This is a genomic window from Desulfatitalea tepidiphila (genome assembly GCF_001293685.1).
GTDB classification, from domain to species: domain Bacteria; phylum Desulfobacterota; class Desulfobacteria; order Desulfobacterales; family Desulfosarcinaceae; genus Desulfatitalea; species Desulfatitalea tepidiphila.
Map to the genome: position 1 here is coordinate 1721072 of NZ_BCAG01000003.1, position 16353 is coordinate 1737424.

General features: G+C 54.4%; 16 protein-coding genes. 3 read left to right on the forward strand and 13 right to left on the reverse strand.

Going from position 1 to position 16353, the window contains the following annotated elements:
• The first annotated feature begins 50 nt into the window (after positions 1–50).
• Together DFT_RS12315 and DFT_RS12320 are read left to right on the forward strand one after the other, a co-directional pair.
• Positions 51–797, forward strand: a complete 747-nt coding sequence (locus tag DFT_RS12315) for an N-acyl homoserine lactonase family protein (protein ID WP_054032446.1) — start codon at positions 51–53, stop codon at positions 795–797.
• Between the two features lie 68 nt (positions 798–865).
• Positions 866–2254 (forward strand): acetate--CoA ligase family protein, encoded by a 1389-nt coding sequence (locus tag DFT_RS12320; RefSeq protein WP_054031483.1) that lies wholly within the window; start codon positions 866–868, stop codon positions 2252–2254.
• A 627-nt stretch (positions 2255–2881) separates the two neighbouring features.
• Here DFT_RS12320 and DFT_RS12325 read toward each other — a convergent pair.
• The 10 genes from DFT_RS12325 to DFT_RS12370 form a co-directional block, all read right to left on the reverse strand.
• Positions 2882–4189: a serine hydrolase domain-containing protein gene (locus DFT_RS12325; RefSeq protein WP_076750532.1), complete on the reverse strand. Its 1308-nt coding sequence runs from the start codon at positions 4187–4189 to the stop codon at positions 2882–2884.
• A gap of 427 nt (positions 4190–4616) precedes the next feature.
• Positions 4617–5768 carry an ABC transporter substrate-binding protein gene (locus DFT_RS12330; protein WP_054031484.1) on the reverse strand — a complete coding sequence of 384 codons (1152 nt, stop codon included), beginning with the start codon at positions 5766–5768 and terminating at the stop codon, positions 4617–4619.
• A gap of 112 nt (positions 5769–5880) precedes the next feature.
• Complete coding sequence (locus tag DFT_RS12335; protein ID WP_054031485.1) at positions 5881–6243, reverse strand: hypothetical protein; 363 nt, start codon at positions 6241–6243, stop codon at positions 5881–5883.
• A gap of 16 nt (positions 6244–6259) precedes the next feature.
• Positions 6260–6964, reverse strand: a complete 705-nt coding sequence (locus DFT_RS12340; protein ID WP_200907054.1) for an ABC transporter ATP-binding protein — start codon at positions 6962–6964, stop codon at positions 6260–6262.
• Positions 6951–7724, reverse strand: coding sequence for an ABC transporter ATP-binding protein (locus DFT_RS12345; RefSeq protein WP_054031487.1), 774 nt, complete (start codon positions 7722–7724; stop codon positions 6951–6953). Before DFT_RS12345 ends, DFT_RS12340 begins: the two co-directional genes overlap by 14 nt.
• A gap of 8 nt (positions 7725–7732) precedes the next feature.
• Positions 7733–8698: a branched-chain amino acid ABC transporter permease gene (locus DFT_RS12350; RefSeq protein WP_076750533.1), complete on the reverse strand. Its 966-nt coding sequence runs from the start codon at positions 8696–8698 to the stop codon at positions 7733–7735.
• Complete coding sequence (locus tag DFT_RS12355) at positions 8691–9575, reverse strand: branched-chain amino acid ABC transporter permease (protein WP_054031488.1); 885 nt, start codon at positions 9573–9575, stop codon at positions 8691–8693. Before DFT_RS12355 ends, DFT_RS12350 begins: the two co-directional genes overlap by 8 nt.
• Positions 9576–9577: 2 nt before the next feature.
• Positions 9578–10393 (reverse strand): carbon-nitrogen hydrolase family protein, encoded by an 816-nt coding sequence (locus DFT_RS12360; protein ID WP_054031489.1) that lies wholly within the window; start codon positions 10391–10393, stop codon positions 9578–9580.
• Complete coding sequence (locus DFT_RS12365) at positions 10387–11265, reverse strand: acetamidase/formamidase family protein (protein WP_054031490.1); 879 nt, start codon at positions 11263–11265, stop codon at positions 10387–10389. Before DFT_RS12365 ends, DFT_RS12360 begins: the two co-directional genes overlap by 7 nt.
• The gene (locus tag DFT_RS12370; protein ID WP_054031491.1) at positions 11246–11893 is read right to left on the reverse strand and encodes an IclR family transcriptional regulator; all 648 of its coding nucleotides are present in this window, start codon (positions 11891–11893) and stop codon (positions 11246–11248) included. The genes DFT_RS12365 and DFT_RS12370 overlap by 20 nt, the downstream gene beginning before the upstream one ends.
• 162 nt (positions 11894–12055) lie before the next feature.
• On the opposite strand from DFT_RS12370, the gene ggt reads away from it, so the two are divergent.
• Positions 12056–13660 (forward strand): gamma-glutamyltransferase, encoded by a 1605-nt coding sequence (gene ggt / locus DFT_RS12375; RefSeq protein ID WP_076750535.1) that lies wholly within the window; start codon positions 12056–12058, stop codon positions 13658–13660.
• An 18-nt stretch (positions 13661–13678) separates the two neighbouring features.
• Here ggt and DFT_RS12380 read toward each other — a convergent pair whose 3' ends face one another.
• The 3 genes from DFT_RS12380 to DFT_RS12390 form a co-directional block, all read right to left on the reverse strand.
• On the reverse strand, positions 13679–14470 hold the full coding sequence (locus DFT_RS12380) for an alpha/beta fold hydrolase (RefSeq protein ID WP_054031493.1): 792 nt from the start codon (positions 14468–14470) through the stop codon (positions 13679–13681).
• 171 nt (positions 14471–14641) lie between these two features.
• Entirely contained in the window at positions 14642–15556 is a 915-nt protein-coding gene (locus DFT_RS12385) for a DMT family transporter (protein ID WP_083453468.1), read from the reverse strand.
• Between the two features lie 39 nt (positions 15557–15595).
• Positions 15596–16318 carry an SGNH/GDSL hydrolase family protein gene (locus DFT_RS12390; RefSeq protein ID WP_200907055.1) on the reverse strand — a complete coding sequence of 241 codons (723 nt, stop codon included), beginning with the start codon at positions 16316–16318 and terminating at the stop codon, positions 15596–15598.
• Positions 16319–16353 lie beyond the last annotated feature (35 nt).

Below are 16353 nucleotides of genomic sequence, written 5' to 3' on the forward strand. Positions count from 1 at the left end.
GATTGATGATCGATTGATGATCTGTGCAACCCAGCATCGCGAGGCATGCCATGAAATCCCATAAAATTCATCCCATCGTCATGGGAACAAAACAATTCGACAAGAGCATGATGACCCACCAATATGGCGCCGGAACCCCCTATACGATACCGATCTACAGTTGGTATATCGAGGGCCCGGACCAAATCGTTCTGGTGGATACCGGTGAGATGAATCCCATTCAATCCGAAGATCGCCAGAAGGCCATCAACGGGCGCATCTACACCTTCGAAGAGGGCCTTTCCCGGTGGGGCCTCACGCCCGACGATGTCGACATCGTCATCCACACCCACCTGCATAACGACCATTGCGAAAACGATTATAAATGCAGCCGTGCCAAATTTTACGTTCACGAACTGGAATTGCATCAAATCCACAATCCGCACCCCTTGGATTTCCGTTACCTCGAGGACTACATCCTGGATGTGGAGGAAAAGGGTCAGATGATCACCGTCGATGACGGCACCCAGATCTGCCCGGGAATTCGCGTCCTGCATACCCCGGCGCACACCCCCGGCGGCCTCTCCGTGGAAATCGAGACGGCACAGGGCAAAGCGGTGATTACCGGTTTCTGCATCATCGACGAAAATCTCAATCCGCCCAAGGAGATCAGGGCGATGGAAATGGAGGTCATCCCTCCGGGAACCCACGTCAATGCATACGACGCCTATGATATCCTCATGGATGTCAAGGCCAACGCGGACGTGCTGATTCCCTTGCACGAACCGCGTTTTGCAGCCATCGACACCATCGGATAACAGGGCCGGCCTCTGTCCGAATCGGCACTCCCCTTCTTCACCACCCCTACAGCAAGGAGATCTGCTTCATGAGATCCATCAGAGAGGTGCTGGAATCAAAAAACATCGCTATTTTCGGCGCGTCCCGGGAAGCCGCCAAGCCTGGTTCGCTGCTGATCGCCACCCTTCAGCAGAACGGCTTCAAAGGACGCATCGCCGGCATCAATCCCAAGGGAGGCGATTTCCAGGGCGTTGCGTTTTATCGCACCATCGAAGAGGTCCCCTTTGACGTGGACCTGGTTTCAATGATCATTCCACCTGCGGCGGTGCCCGAAGCACTCCGGTCCTGCGCCCGGAAAGGCGTCAAAGGCGTGGTGATTTCCTCGGAGGGGTTTTCAGAATCCGGTGATGCCGGCCGTGCCATCCAGGAAGAAATCCGGACCATCCTGCGCGAAGCCGATATGCGCGGATTTGGTCCCAACACCCTGGGCCTGGTGAATACCGAAACAGGGATGACGACCTCCTATTTCGCCAACCGGAACATGCTGACTCCCGGGTCCGTGGGATTTGCCGCCCAGTCGGGCATCTTCGTGGGGGCCTTGCTCATGCATATGAGCGCATTTCCAGTCTACCGAATTTCCAAGGGTCTGGGATTGGGAAACAAAGTGGATGTGGATGAAAGCGACGCCTTGGAATATCTCGCCGATGACGAGCAAACCCGAATCATAGGAATGTACCTGGAAGATATTCACGACGGTCAGCGCTTTTTCGAAGTGGCCCGCAATGCGGTCAGGCGCAAGCCCGTGATCCTGGTCAAGGGTGGAAGAAGTGAGGCGGGGGGCATGGCCACCGCGTCCCACACGGCCAGCATGGCCGTAAACGATGTGGTTCTCGATGGAGTCCTTCGTCAGGCCGGCATTTTGCGGGCAAAGACGATAGACCAAATGCTTTCCATGATCATGGGCTTCCAATGGTCGCCTCTCCCTCTGGGCAACCGGATCGCCCTGGTCACCTTCAGCGGTGCGCAGGCCATCATGTCCATTGACCGTGCTTCTGAAGTCGGTCTTGAACTGGCGCGTTTCAGTCCACAAACCCTGGATCGGATAGGCAAGGTGATATCCACGATGCCGAAACGGAAAAACCCCGTGGATACCTACCCGGACATGAACATCCACGGTTTCGAGAAAACATCGCTCACCATTCTGGAAGCCCTCTTTGAAGACGACGGTGTGGACGGCATTTTCTTTATCTCCTTTGCCTCCTATGGCGCGGACACGCTTCGGCCGCTGGCGCAGATGATCAGGGAAAAGGCCAATAAACCCGTCTTTGTTTCGCTGTTGGGAGATCCCGGGCAGGAGGATCTTTGCCGATCATTTCTCATGGAACAGGAAATTCCCTTCTTCAATTACCCCGAAACAGGCATCGAGGTATTCGCCCGCATGTGGCGGTACGCCCAGCACTTAAGAGGGTGTAAATGACGCGGGCAACGAGCGCTGTATGAAGATAACATTTGGCGCACAAGGGAGTTGTCGGGCAACTCGGCCACCTGTGGATGAGCAACAGCGAGTCGTCGTACGACCCCCTAATCCATATAGAAACCGCAAAAACGGAGAGGCTGTAACCTTTAAGGTTACAGCCTCTTGGTTTCATTTGGTGCCGCAGGGGAGATTACTTTAGACCACGTAACCTGTTGTATTTATTATTGTGGAATCTGAGTGGGTGCATGTTTTTTGCCTCTACTTGCAACCTATATGCACCCTTTTTACTCATTTTGCATAGCTCGAGAGACGCCATAAATATTGGCCGAGCGGTTCCGCGAAAATCAGTCCTTAACTCACCCTATATAGCCAATTTCATAGCAATTGCCATCTCACCTACACTGCCCTGCTCAGAACCTGAAACACCATCGCCTTTCTTGATCCTCGGAGTGCGGGAAAGCGATCTTGAGATCGCAGGTGCTTGGCCCCCTTATGATCCAGTTAATCGCCTTTATTTCCGGTAGGTTGGCGAGTGTGGCCCTATGGGGCGGGCGTCTTTCGATCAATTTCACTCGTTATCCTCACCAATGAGTAACCCCTCCTATGGTGAGTAGGAAGGTTGCAGTCTTATTGCCTCACCGCCCTTGCCAGCGCATCCCAAGCTTTAAGGGTGTATGCATGAGTGAAAGCGGCACTGGCCACGGGATGGGAGGATAGCTTAATCACGACCATCTCGGCCGCCGGGTTGATGTGAATCATCTGGCCATGGATGCCTGCTGCCTCAAAGGCGCCATCGGCGTTGTGCAGGATCCACCACTGGCTTCGATAGCTGTAACCCGGTCGAAAGCCCATGCCAGAGGCCTTGAATTTTTCGCGATCACCGCCTTTGCGCAGATCGTCGATCACTGCCTGATCAAAAATACGCTTGCCGTTGAATTCACCGCCACGTCGCACCATTTCACCGAAGCGCGCCAGATCGCGTGCGGTCGCGCACAAGCCGGCGCCTTGCAGGGGGGTGCCCGCCTTATCGATCATCACATATGCATCCGCTTCCATCCCCAATATCTGCCAGATCTGTTCAGACATCAAATCGGCCCAGTGTTCACCCGTGACGCGCGAGATGATCCAGCCCAGCACCTCGGAGTGGACCGTACGGTACACAAAGCCCGCACCGTGCTCGCCCTCTTTATGTAGGGTTTGCAAAAAGCTGTAGATGGTCGATGGACCAGCGTAATTGGGCGGCGGCGGCAGCATGCCCGCGGCAAAGGCGTAGCCGAAAATTTCAGTTGTCGGATCGGTATAGACCTCCCTGAAGCGGACCGCACCGGTCATATCCATCACTTGTCGTACGGTCATGTCGCCCCACGCGCTGTTTGCCAGTTCCGGCACATAACGAGGAACCGTGGCATTGTCATCAAGCCGGCCTTCATGGACCAGTTGCGCGGCCATCAGGCCGGTGACCGATTTTGTCATCGAAAAGAGCAGGTGAGGATTTGTGTCCGCGCCCTCGTTGTGGTAGCGCTCATAGATCAGTTTCCCCTTATGCATTACGATCAACGCATCGGTATAGGTATCGGTCATCCACTTGCCAACGGTGGTGGGCTGGCCCTTATCGTCCTCAAATGCAAAATTGGTCAAATCCCTTTCGGCGACCGGCAAGGGCGATACGGCGGTGTCGCCGCGGCGGATGTTGCGGGTGGGAACCAGCTCCCGTGTGTGCTGGAGGGTCCATCGCAACTGGGGATACTTGTTCTTGTTCTGATTGGTTATGATTTTGTCATCGGCGGGCGGGAATCCTGTCATGTACTTTAAATCGTCGAGCCGCACACTTTCCGGGGGCGGGAGCTGTTGGGCATGAAGGGTGGCGATGGACAGCATGCTAAAACTTAATGATAGTAACAACAGCGCACTAAAAAAACCTTTGTTTGGTTTCATACCTCTGATCTCCTTTGCGAGCAGGTTGTAAAGGGTGGTCTTGAAGATTTTCGATGGGGCGGGTCTGAATACTACTTAGTAACTAATGCTGGATATTTCCAGAGATTGTCAATCGGATTTTTGGCAAGAGGAATGAGGGCGGGAACACACTCGAGCTCTACCGGGGCCTTCCTTTCGCACAGAATTCAGTGGGAGTCCTCAGTGCGAATCTGCTGGATCCGCCGATTCATGTACCTGATCCCGAGGGGCAGCCCGAAACCATGAGGAACCGGTACCACCTCACAAACGGGCCTCACCGCGCCGGCTCTGATGTATCTGTTTCAGCTAAGTTGTAGCTCTTACCAGTGAAAGCGGGGGAAACCAATCCCTGTTTCCCCCATTTTTGCACACAACAAACCTCTGTGGTAATGACTATTTGTGGTAATGACTATTTAATGATCGACTCGCCGCTGACCTTGCTAAGGATTTCGTAGTTGCCGTCCTTGACCTGAATGAGGTATTCGTCAAGCACGATCTGGTTGTTTTCGTCAAAGTAGATTTCTCTTCCCTGCACGCTTTTGTATCGAATTTTGGTCAAGGCTTCTCGCACATCCGCTGGAGCCGAGCTGCCGGCCATCTCAATGGCCTGGCCGATAATTTTCAGGGTTTCATAGCCACTCATCGCGAATTTGTCAGGGTATTGGTTGTTGACTTTGTAATATTCATCGACAAACTTCTTGTTCTCGGGAGTGTCGATGATATGCACATACCTGGTGGGCCCGACCAATCCGTTGGAGTTATCGCCGGTCAGCTTCATGAAGTCCGGATTGAAATATGCGCTGGTCGGGTCCATGAGCCGGGCTTCCTTGGTCATGCCGATCTCAGCCATTTGGTTGGTCGCCACTGAATGTTCCGCAGTATTAGCAATCAACGCAACACCGTCAGGCTTTTTTGCCCTGATCTTGGTCAACAGGGTGTAATAATCCGTTGCGCCCTGGGGGTGGTACTCGACAGCGACCACTTCACCACCCTCTTTTTTTACGAGGGATCCCAAAGATTCAACGCCGCCCCTACCGTAGTCGTCATTTCGGGCAAGAAAAGCCCAGCGTTTGATACCCAACGAATTGACGGCATCCTTGACGAAGGCGCGTGCCATCATGTCGGAGTTATCGCAGTTGCGGAAAATCCATATGTTGCCCTGCTGGGTGATCGGTGGTGCGATGGAAATGGGTGTGATCTGAGGAACCTCATTGCGTTTTGCCACCTCTGCGTCAGCCAGGGTGGAAGTGCTGCAAAAATCACCTATCACTGAAGAGACCTTGTCGCGGGTCATCAATTTTTCGACGGCCGTGACGGACATCCGCGGGTTACAAGTGCTATCCTCCCGGACCAGTTCAATCTGCCGCATTTCATTCTTAACCTTGATGCCCCCACTGGCGTTGATCTGATCCGCCGCGAGCTGAATGCCGCTAAAAGTACGCTGTCCATCGGCCCCCACCGGGCCGGAAAATGGGAGTACCACGCCAATTTTAACCGGCTCTGCTGCCCAGGCTGAAACAGCCAGAAGAACCACACACGCAACAATCAATACTTTTTTCATCGACCTACCTCCTCTTTTATTTTGGCACTTTCCTTTTTAAAGACAAACGCCCCACCAGATTATCCATCCAGCACCGGGCAGTCCGCGAGGCTATGATGCGCGATTATGAGGTTCAGAGGTTCTGCGACATCTCCATAATTCGTCGACTGAGCGGCGTAAGGGGAACAATGTTTGCGTCACGCAGATCAATCTGCCAAGATAAAACCCTTCGATCGCACCCAATTTCCTCGTACTCGTAGGTCACCCGGTAGATGGCCGCTTCGACTTTTTGTGCCTGCCAACCGTAGATCTCGATGCCCCGACTCGACTGTGGTTTCCACTGGCGCATGTTCAACTCGATCAGGCTTCCAATCGTTTCAGCGCCACCGGATGCCTCCCCAAACTGGCAGACGAGCCGACAGGCCAGGGCTTGCGCATCTTCCTCGATGACGTTCTTGTCACCGGCCGTCGCTGGAAAAATGCTGAAAAGCATCATCCAGCATCCCAGCAGTCTATATGCCCAGGTATGCCTGCCGAACATGCTCATTGTCCATCAATTCCTCAGAGAAGCCGGATAGCTGTATCTCACCGTTTTCGATCACATAAGCACGGGTAGAATTCTCCAAAGCCATATAGGCATTCTGCTCCACCAGCAAGATGGAGATCCCCTGCTCGTTGATCGCCTTGATCATACTGAAAATAGATTCGACCAGGATGGGCGCCAGCCCCATGGAGGGTTCATCGAGCATCAGAAGCTTGGGGCTGGCCATCAGAGCCCGGCCGATGGCCAGCATCTGCTGCTCACCGCCGGATAAGCTTCCTGCGAATTGGCGTTTGCGTTCGGCCAGGCGCGGAAATCGCTCATAGACATAGGCCAAGAGCTCCTTCTTGCGTTCATGATTGGCAAGAGATGTGGCGCCCATGTTTAGATTCTCTTCGACCGTCATGCTTGGAAAAACCTGACGTCCTTCCGGACAATGGGCAATTCCTTTTTGAACAACCTTGTGGGGCGGCGTACCGGTGATCCGGCTTCCCTCCCAGAAGATATCCCCTTTCCCGGTTTTTACGATCCCCTGTATCGCCCTGAGGGTCGTCGATTTCCCAGCTCCATTTGCACCGATGAGCGCCACAATTTCCCCTGGTTCGACACCCAACGAGACACCCCGCAGGGCAGGCACGTGGTCATAGGCAACGTGGATATCCTTAAGCTCCAGCACGGCTCTGTCTCCCGAGATAGACTTCTACCACCTTTTGATTGTTGCGGATCTCTTCAGGGCGCCCTTCGGCGATGAGTTCCCCATAATTTAAGACAAATACCCGTTCCGAGATGTTCATCACCAGCCGCATGTTGTGTTCGACCAGGCCCACGGTAATTCCTGTCTCTTTGATTCTGCGAATGGTTTCCATCATGCGCATGGATTCCGTGGGATTCATTCCTGCCGCAGGTTCGTCCATCAGAAGCAGCTTGGGTTTTGCCGCCAGGGCGATGGCGATATTGAGCAGCTTTTGTTCCCCATAGGGCAGGTTCTGTGTAATTGAGTCTTTCCGATCGGCCATCCCGATGAACTCGAGAATTTCGAGAGCGATTTCGAGCTTCTTTTTCCGCTGCTCCCGGGCAAAACGGTTCGACAAAAACGCCCCTAACAAGCCTGTGCGGTCATGGAGATGATGACCGATCATCACGGCCTCGACCACGGTGAGATCGCGGAAAATCTTGGTTTGTTGAAATGTGCGAACCAATCCGAGCCGGGCGATTTCTGGCGTGGCCATCGCGGTGATATCCGCACCGGCAAACCTGACAGAACCTGAATCGGAAGGCTCCACTCCGGTGATGATATTGAAGAGGGTGGTCTTTCCAGCACCGTTTGGGCCAATGATGCTGACAATTTCATGTTCTTTTATCGACAGCGTGATCTCTCGGTTGGCACTCAGGCCGCCGAATGACTTCGATATGTTGTCAATGCTCAAAAAAGCCATAGTTGCTCTCAACCCGCATGGTTATTTTGTTGCGTCCGAGGCTGTTTCAAATGGTCGAATATCCCGATTACCCCCTTTGGCATGAAAACGACCACCAGCATCAGCATCAATCCGTACAAGACAAATTGCAGGTCTCCTGTAAAACGCAGGGCCTCGGGCAGGGTCGTCAGGAGTATGGCGCCGACGAGTGGTCCGAGAATCGTACCGCGGCCGCCGATAATCACCATGGTAGCGATATAAATCGATTCACCCAGGTGAAACGAATCCGGACTGATAAACAGCGTATAGTGGGAATAGAGACTTCCAGCAGCACCGGCCATGGCCGTGCTGATCACAAAGGCCAGCATTCGGTACTTGCGTGGTTTGACGCCGATGGAGGCCGCCAGCAGGGGATCCTCCCGGGTGGCAATAAAAGCCTGGCCGTATTTGTAACCGATGAGATTGCGCGTCAAAAGCAGGACGACGGACATTACGGCAACGGTCAGGTAGTAAAATGGGATTTTATCCTGAAACGAGATCGTGATGCCGAAAAGGTCGAAGGCCCCTGGCGAAGGGATACCCGACAGGCCCATCGGTCCTCGGGTCAGATCGACCATGTTAATGATCAGCAAGATGACGATCCCTTGAAAACCCAGTGTAGCAATGGCGAAGTAATGGCCGCTGAGTCTCAGGGCGGGGATGCCAATCAAAAACCCCATCAACCCCGTAAAGATGATTGCCAGGGGAAATGCGAGCACAAAAGGCAGGCTCAGCTTGGTCATGAGAAGCGCCGAGGTATAGGCCCCGATGCCGTAAAAAGCGCCGTGACTTAAGGAGAGCTCTCCCAGATAGCCAACAATGATACCCAGACTGACGGCCAGAATAATATTGATGCCCGCAGCGATCATTATGTGTTGATAAAAGGGCTCGCTGAATACCACGGGCAACAAGAGCACCGCAACGAACAGGGCCGCTGTTATTCCGCTTTTATGCACTGACATTCCCCTTCGTCCCGAATATTCCAGTGGGTTTGGTGAGCAGCACGATGATCATGATCGAAAAACCGATGATATCCAAGAATTCCGCCGGCATCACGGCACCAGCTAGGGTCTCCACCAGGCCGAGGCCCAGCCCGGTAACAATGGAGCCCTTGATGCTACCCATACCGCCGACGATCACGACGATGAATGCCTTGACGATGATGTGAATTCCCATGGTGGGCTCGGTGACAAACATCGCACCGACGAGAGCGCCGGCGATTCCCGCAAGCATGGATCCAATCAGAAATGTTAAGGAAAAGATGCGATCGGTGTTAACCCCGACGATTTTTGCGGCTTGGAAATTCTGGGCAGTGGCCCGCATCTGATTACCCAAAGAGGTGTACTTGATAAAGTAGCCCAGAGCCCCAACCAGGATAGCTGCAACGAGGACAACGAGTATTCGGTGCGTCGTGATGTAAACGTTTCCAAGATGCAGCACCTGTTTCATGAAAGGTGACGGAATCTGCCTGAGGTCCGGCCCGAAAACAAAATTGATTCCGTATAGCAAAAAGCTGGAGAGCCCGACGGTGACCAACACATAATTGATTGGGTGTGGGTTGCGCTTTCTTAAGGAACGAATGAGAATTTTTTCCGTGGCTAACCCAAAGACTGAAATGATTACGGCTGTCGCCACGATAGCTGGCAGATACGGAATTCCGAGTTTAACGACGCACATAAGCGCAATGAACGCACCGAGCATGTAAAACTCACCGTGGGCGAAGTTGACGACGTCCACGATGCCGAAGATGAGGGTCAAACCGAGGGCCACCATGACGTAAATGCTTCCGAGTACGATCCCGTTGGCGATGAGCTGGGGGATGAATTCAACCATACTTAGCCCTCCTGCGTGACAGTCCCGTACAGTTCCGGGCGGCGATCCATGAAAAGATCGATCTCGTACGCCTTCGGTTTTCTTACAAAGTGTTTTGCTTTTGAAATCGACAGGTCCAAATCGGCGCTGACGGTCTCCTCGTTGCCCTCTGGTAGACTGGCAATGATCTGACCATCGGGATCGATGATCATCGACTTTCCGATAAACCTGGATCCTTGCTCCAGCCCGACCCTATTGGACGAGACGATCCATACATGGTTTTCCGCAGCCCGCGCCGCCACCAAAAGAGTCGGTATAACCATGGCTCCTACAGGCCAGTTGCTCAGCCCAATCAGAAGATCAGCCCCCTGCAGGGACATGCTTCGCGCCACCTCTGGAAATCGGCACTCGTAGCAGATGATCATCCCGACCCGCCCAAAAGCAGTCTGAAATATTGGCAGCTCAGATCCTGGCGTGACGAATCGATCCACGCCGAGATACGGCAGATGACTTTTCCGGTAGACGCGAAGATTACCTTCCGGTGTGGCAAGCACGGCCGTATTTCTTAACGCCGCGCCTTTCTTTTCGAGGATGCCAACAGCGAGGCTGCGGCCCATATCCCGTGCAACGGAGAGCAAGCTATCGGTGAACGCTCCGGGAACAACCTCCGCATGGGGCATCGCATCCTCCAGGCTGTTAAAACAATACCCGGAATTGGCACATTCAGGAAACACCAACAGATCGGCCGGCGTGTTTTGGGCATAGGCAAGAATACGTTCCTTGTTCAGGTGCGTCTGGCCTAATTGGATATCCATCTGAACGGCTGCCGCCTTTACCATGTGAACACCTCCTTTGGCAGCTCATACGCGGCTGTAACATCACCATTTACCAACTGGCAAATACGGGCATTGCCGGTGAGGGAGGCCACCATGTAGGCTTCTTTTTTAGTGAACCCATTTCGGATGACCAAGGCTTCAACCGCTCTACCGAGTGCTGATCGAGCGGCTTGCAGGAACTCGGATGCAGATGCCAGAAAAACTGTCTTTCTAGGGGTAACGATGACTGGTCCGTCTATGAGGACTCCGGGATGCAAATTGAGCGTGACCGTGACTTCGGCGTCTATCTCCACGCCAGTGCCACTGACCTCGCCTTCTCCCATGGCCGCGTGGACGTCTCCAAAAGAAATGTTGGCACCTGGGATCAATGCCGGCAGCCAGAGCGTATTGCCCGGTGCCACGTCCACACAGTCCATGTTCCCGCCGTGGCGTCCCGGAAGGCGGGTCGTAATCTCCTCCGGGGTACCCACCCCGATAATTCCGACCATCGGTCGGAGAGGAATTTTGTGGTCGTCAGCCAGGCAAAACCCTTCCGATGTCACTTCTATGCGTTTGGCGTAATAAGGGCCTTCGGTGTCAATATTTAGAATTCCCAATCCAGGCCGAACCCATGCATATCCGGCCTCCGCAAAATCGATCTTTTCAATATGAATTGAGACGGCATCTCCTGGTTGGGCACCTTCCATCGCCACAGGGCCAGTCACCGGAAGAAGACGAGAGCGGTCCACCGGTGTGTTCAGGTCCGGCCGGATTTGGCCATTTGAGGCATCGCGGGTCTCCACTGTGAGCCTGGTCCCAGACCGGATGGAAAGGACCGGCGCGACGACATCAGCAAAGCAATAATGGGTATGATCCTCAATTCTTGAAAGCTGCATCTTTTACAACACCATAACCGCAATAGGATGAGATCTCGGAAACGGCTTTTCTGAGACGCTCTCCAAGTTCTTTTACTCTCTGGTCCGTCATCTTGACATGCAGCGAGGCAATCGCAACACCGGCCGAGGGGTATCCTGTCCTGTCCAGGATGCAGGCACCCAGTGCCGAAACCCCCTCGTCTACCTCCTGGTTGCTGAAGGAATAACCTTTTTGCCGGATTGCGTTGCGTTCCATTCGGATCTGGCTGGCGGACTTGATGGTGTAAGGCGTCAACTCGACCGGTGAAAGGTCTTTTAGAGATGTTTCGAATTCATTGTCCGGAAGTTGGGCCAGAATCGCTTTGGCGGCGGCCCCCACATGCAAGGGAAGACGCCTGCCCACATCGCAGTAAAAGCTGATGCGAGCTTCACCGTATATTCTGTCCACGAAAATGACCTCTTTATGGCTATCGTCCACTACTGCAACGGTAATGTCTTCGCCAATTGCCAAAGCGAGTTCCTGGAGGATATCATGGGAAAGTATTCGAATGCTTTGCTCGTTCTGGAATTTACGGGCGAGTGCACACCGAATGATGTAAGCGGATTTGAGGACAGCTGTCTCCTGGTGTTGTTCGACGTCTTGTATCATATGCTGTTACCTAGTATCTATATTTGAAATGTGTCAAGTTTCAAATGCCGTATCTGTTCTTTTCTGGTACAAAGTTTAGACACTTATGAATACCGGTAGCCCCGTCTGAACCCATATCAGAATCAGGCACGATGAACTGCCTGCAGGAGAAAAGAAGGCCCCGTGAAAAATCACTTTGCCACCCACCGTCCCCTTTTAATGAGCACCAGCTGGATGATCACCGCCGACCACCCGCTTGCCGTCCAGGCCGGTGCGGCCGTATTGGAAGCCGGAGGGAATGCCGTGGATGCGGCCATTGCCGCTAACCTGGTGATGACCACGGTTCGGCCGCACATGTGTGGCATCGGCGGCGACCTGTTCATGCTGATCTACAACGCTTCTGATGAGCGCCTGGATGCTCTGAACGCCTCGGGGCGCTCACCGGCCCGGGCAACGCTGAAGGCCTATCAGGATATGGGCTACAACAGCGTGCCCGAGACCGGGATTCACACCTGCACCGTACCAGGCGCTCTTGCCGGCTGGCAGGCAGCCTTGGAAAGACATGGCACTCTCGGCCTGGATACCCTGCTGGCCAGGGCCCTGCCCTATGCCCGGGATGGTTTTCCGGTGTACCCGGAGCTGATCCGCTGCATAAAAGAAAAGAGAGAGATCCTGCTGGCCGACGGGGCAGCGGGAGAAACTTTCCTGCCGGGCGGTCGCGTTCCGCAGGTCGGCCAATTGCTGGTTCAGCCCAGGCTGGCTCAATCATATCAAGTGCTGATGGAACATGGACCGGACGCTTTTTACAAAGGCCCTCTGGGAGAAGCTTTGGTGGCCCGTTCGGACGCCTTGGGCGGCTTTTTCAGCATGGACGATCTGGCCCACCACACGGTGGAGTGGACGGCACCGATCGCCAGCGACTACCGCGGGTTCACCATCGCCACGGCCCCACCCAATTCCCAGGGCATCGCCTTGCTGATGCAGGCCAAAATGCTGGTCCATCAGGATTTGACAGCCTTTAGCGTCGACTCTGCGGAATTGGTCCACTTGATGGTCGAGGCGAAAAAACTGGCCTTTGCCGACCGAGACGCCTGCGTGTGCGATCCTGCCTTTAGCCGGATCCCGATTGAAGCAATGCTGTCGAAAACCCAAGCCAAAGAACGCATCAGCCTGATCGATCCCGACCGGGCGCACGCTGGCTATGCCACCCGGGATTTTGCGCGCGGCGGAGATGATACCGTCTATGTCACCGCGGTGGATGGCGATGGCAATGCCGTAACCCTGATCCAGTCGCTTTACGAGGCTTTCGGTTCATGCCTGATGGTGCCTCAGACAGGCATGGTGCTGCAGAACCGGGCCAGAGGGTTCACCCTTGAAGAATCTCATCCCAATGTGCTGGCGCCTGATAAGCGGCCCTACCACACATTGCATCCGGTCATGATTCTCAAGGAAGATCAGCCTGCGATCTTGCTCGGGACCCCCGGCGCCGATGGCCAGACCCAAACCAACATGCAGCTGATCGTCGATCTGATCGATTACGGCGCCGATGCGCAGCAGGCCAACGAGGCGCCGCGATGGCGATCCAATCCGGACGGCTCACTGATGATAGAGTGCCGTTTCCCGGATGAAACCATCGCCAGGCTCAAAGCAAGGGGGCATGACGTAAGGGTTGTGGACGCCTATTCGGAAATGATGGGATCATCGCAGATCATCGTGATCGACCACGCGAACGGAGTCCTCAAGGCGGGTGCCGACCCACGCCGGCAGGCGTATGCCATCGGTAAGTAGTAAAACCGAACATATGGCTTAACCGAAAAAATTAGCAACCTCCTCGTTGAACCGATCGGCGAATTCCATGAAAAAGCAGTGGCGCCCCTTTGGAAAAACGGACAGCTGCGCATGGGGAAGCAGATCTTTGAGGATGAAAGAGTTCTCCGGCGGAACCAGAGGGTCGTCGTCGCCCGTCATAACCAAGGTGGGGTGGATAATGCGGCCGATGCGTGCCACCGTATCGTGGTTCCGGCAAGCCTCATACTGTCTTAAAAAAGCATCGGCGGGCTGGTAATACCGCATGGATATTTCACAAAATTGCGCAATCGCCGCCGGGTTTCCGGCAACGTATTCATCGGAAAAGTAAATGTCCATGTCCTTTTTGAGGATCTCTTCGGGCGTCAGGTTCTGATTGGCCGTAAATTTTTCCATTCTGTCGGCACTCATCAATATTGCCTTTTCACCGCCGCAACTGGTGCATCCTAACACGAGGTCCTTCACCTTTTGTGGATAATTGATCGCAAGTTCCTGTGCGATGTATCCCCCCATAGAGACCCCCAGCACATGGGCGCGCTCGATGTGCAATGCCTCCATTAACGCCGCCGTATCATCAGCAAACAGCCCGATGGTATAGTCCATGGCCGGCTTTTCGGAGCGCCCGGCCCCCCGGTTGTCGAATACAACCACCCTGAAGTGCTTCTCCAGCGTCGGGATCTGAGGGTACCACCACTCGATATTGCGGCGCAAACCCATGATCATCAGCAGGGGATCGCCTTGTCCGTGGATTTCATAGTAGATATCGCAGTCATTGACTTTTATTGTGGGCATCCTGGTCTTCCTTTCTGAAGTCTGAAAGAATCCCTTCTTTTATATCCCAAACAAGGCAAACAAACATGGTGGACCGATTGAAACACCATCTAATTCAAAATCGATGAGTAAGGCAACTGTAGCCCTTGATCAACGAACGTCTGCGTGCACCGGCCTTAGCGTCCACCCGGCCTATAATGCTACGCAACATATGCCGACGATGCAGGATAAAACACCTGCTACAGTGGTGCCGCCGGGCCTTTCTTTAAGAAATATGATCGAGAAAGGCAATACAAGCATGGGAGCCGTGGTGGTCACCAGAACTGTCTTGGCCGCACCGATCATTTGAATGGCGGTGACATAGCCAACCGCCGCCACGCCATAGGTCAACACCCCGGCCACGACAACCATCGCCAGGGTTCTGGGTTCATGTTTGGGGGGTCTTATAACGGTGCCTAGTCGCCGACTGCACATCAGCAAGGTCAGCACGGTTGCGGCCACCGGGATCCTGATGCCTGCGGCGACGATGGCGTCCATCGCAACGGTGCCGATCTTTATAGAGATGGTCGCGGCCGTCCATGCCGTGGCTGCGGCCAGGGCAAACGCCACGCCGTGGGGTCCTCCTGTTTGAGTGGGTATAGGATCCGGTGTACGTTTGTCCTTGGCGGCTATCAAGTAGATACCGCAAACCACCAGCACGGCGCCGGCAGCAGTCAGCCAGGTGAAGGCTTCCCCCAGGACGACCACGGCGACGATCGTGGCCATGATGGGAAAAGAGCACTGGGCGATGGTAAAAGCCTTTGATGCATCGATCAAAGATAGGCTCTTCATGTACAAGGTGTCTCCGACCGCCATGGCAATTACACCCGATGACGCGACCAGTAGAAACGGAACTAGTGGGGTATCGATGAGCGCGCCGGCCCGGCCCGAGATCCCGATAATCATCAGCAAGAGCAGGGAACCCACCCACAACCGAATGGTGTTAAGCGTGAAGATATCGATTTTGGCAACGATCATCTTGATTATGATGGTGCTGGTGGCCCAGGCCAGGGCGGTAATCAAGGCGATGCCAACACCCAATAGGTCATTAATACCAGTTGCGGGCAACGACAGTTCCTTCCCCTTGATGAATGCGCATGTATGATCTCAAGCCGATGTTGCGGTGACCTCCCGTATAATGCCTTCAAGGTGCCTGGCCCAATGCGAATACGCCGCAGGACCCGGGTGAAATCCATCGGCGGCCATGAAAGCCGGTTCCGGAGGAAAGCCGGGAGACACCACTCGGCAGGCGGGACGACCAGCCAAATGCTGTTCCAATGCAAAGTTCAAACGCCTGGCGCGCTCGCCCAGGTACCATCTCAATGGCTGCGGCAGCGCTGGAAACAGATGCATCGGCGGGATGCTGGACAGCAGGATGTGCCGGCAATCGAGTTGACTTGTCGCAATATCGATAAGCTTTTCATGGCGGGAGATCCAATTTTTCACGGGGGTTCCCCGGGTGACGTCGTTGACACCCACGGACGCTACGAGGACATCCACCTTTTTGGGCGTCGCCGCCTCGAGAAGGGCCACCACATCCTTTATGGTGCGGCCAGTCTGGGCATCCAGCTTCCAGGTGACCCTGAAATTCCCGCCGAGAAAATAAACGAGTTGACCCGACAAGGCCTGGCGCTGACACCCTGCCCCCACACCCGAGGCCGCCGAGTCGCCGATGATCAACAGACGCAGGTCCCGTCCGGAGCCGAAAATGCCAGAGCGATCACCCGACGGCTCGGGAAGTCTGGGGGTCACCCGGCGCACATGAATTGCCTGAGCGAGCAGCACGGGCATCATAAAGATTGCAAAAGCGTTTCCATAGCCCCGCATCATCGCATTGCCTCTGGTATCTCGAACTGCTTATGTTT

Coding starts and splice junctions, on each gene's coding strand:
- DFT_RS12315 (WP_054032446.1), top strand. CDS start 51: ATGAAATCCCATAAAATTCATCCCATCGTCATGGGAACAAAACAATTC.
- DFT_RS12320 (WP_054031483.1), top strand. CDS start 866: ATGAGATCCATCAGAGAGGTGCTGGAATCAAAAAACATCGCTATTTTC.
- DFT_RS12325 (WP_076750532.1), bottom strand. CDS start 4,189: ATGAAACCAAACAAAGGTTTTTTTAGTGCGCTGTTGTTACTATCATTA.
- DFT_RS12330 (WP_054031484.1), bottom strand. CDS start 5,768: ATGAAAAAAGTATTGATTGTTGCGTGTGTGGTTCTTCTGGCTGTTTCA.
- DFT_RS12335 (WP_054031485.1), bottom strand. CDS start 6,243: ATGATGCTTTTCAGCATTTTTCCAGCGACGGCCGGTGACAAGAACGTC.
- DFT_RS12345 (WP_054031487.1), bottom strand. CDS start 7,724: ATGGCTTTTTTGAGCATTGACAACATATCGAAGTCATTCGGCGGCCTG.
- DFT_RS12355 (WP_054031488.1), bottom strand. CDS start 9,575: ATGGTTGAATTCATCCCCCAGCTCATCGCCAACGGGATCGTACTCGGA.
- DFT_RS12360 (WP_054031489.1), bottom strand. CDS start 10,393: ATGGTAAAGGCGGCAGCCGTTCAGATGGATATCCAATTAGGCCAGACG.
- DFT_RS12365 (WP_054031490.1), bottom strand. CDS start 11,265: ATGCAGCTTTCAAGAATTGAGGATCATACCCATTATTGCTTTGCTGAT.
- DFT_RS12370 (WP_054031491.1), bottom strand. CDS start 11,893: ATGATACAAGACGTCGAACAACACCAGGAGACAGCTGTCCTCAAATCC.
- DFT_RS12380 (WP_054031493.1), bottom strand. CDS start 14,470: ATGCCCACAATAAAAGTCAATGACTGCGATATCTACTATGAAATCCAC.
- DFT_RS12390 (WP_200907055.1), bottom strand. CDS start 16,318: ATGATGCGGGGCTATGGAAACGCTTTTGCAATCTTTATGATGCCCGTG.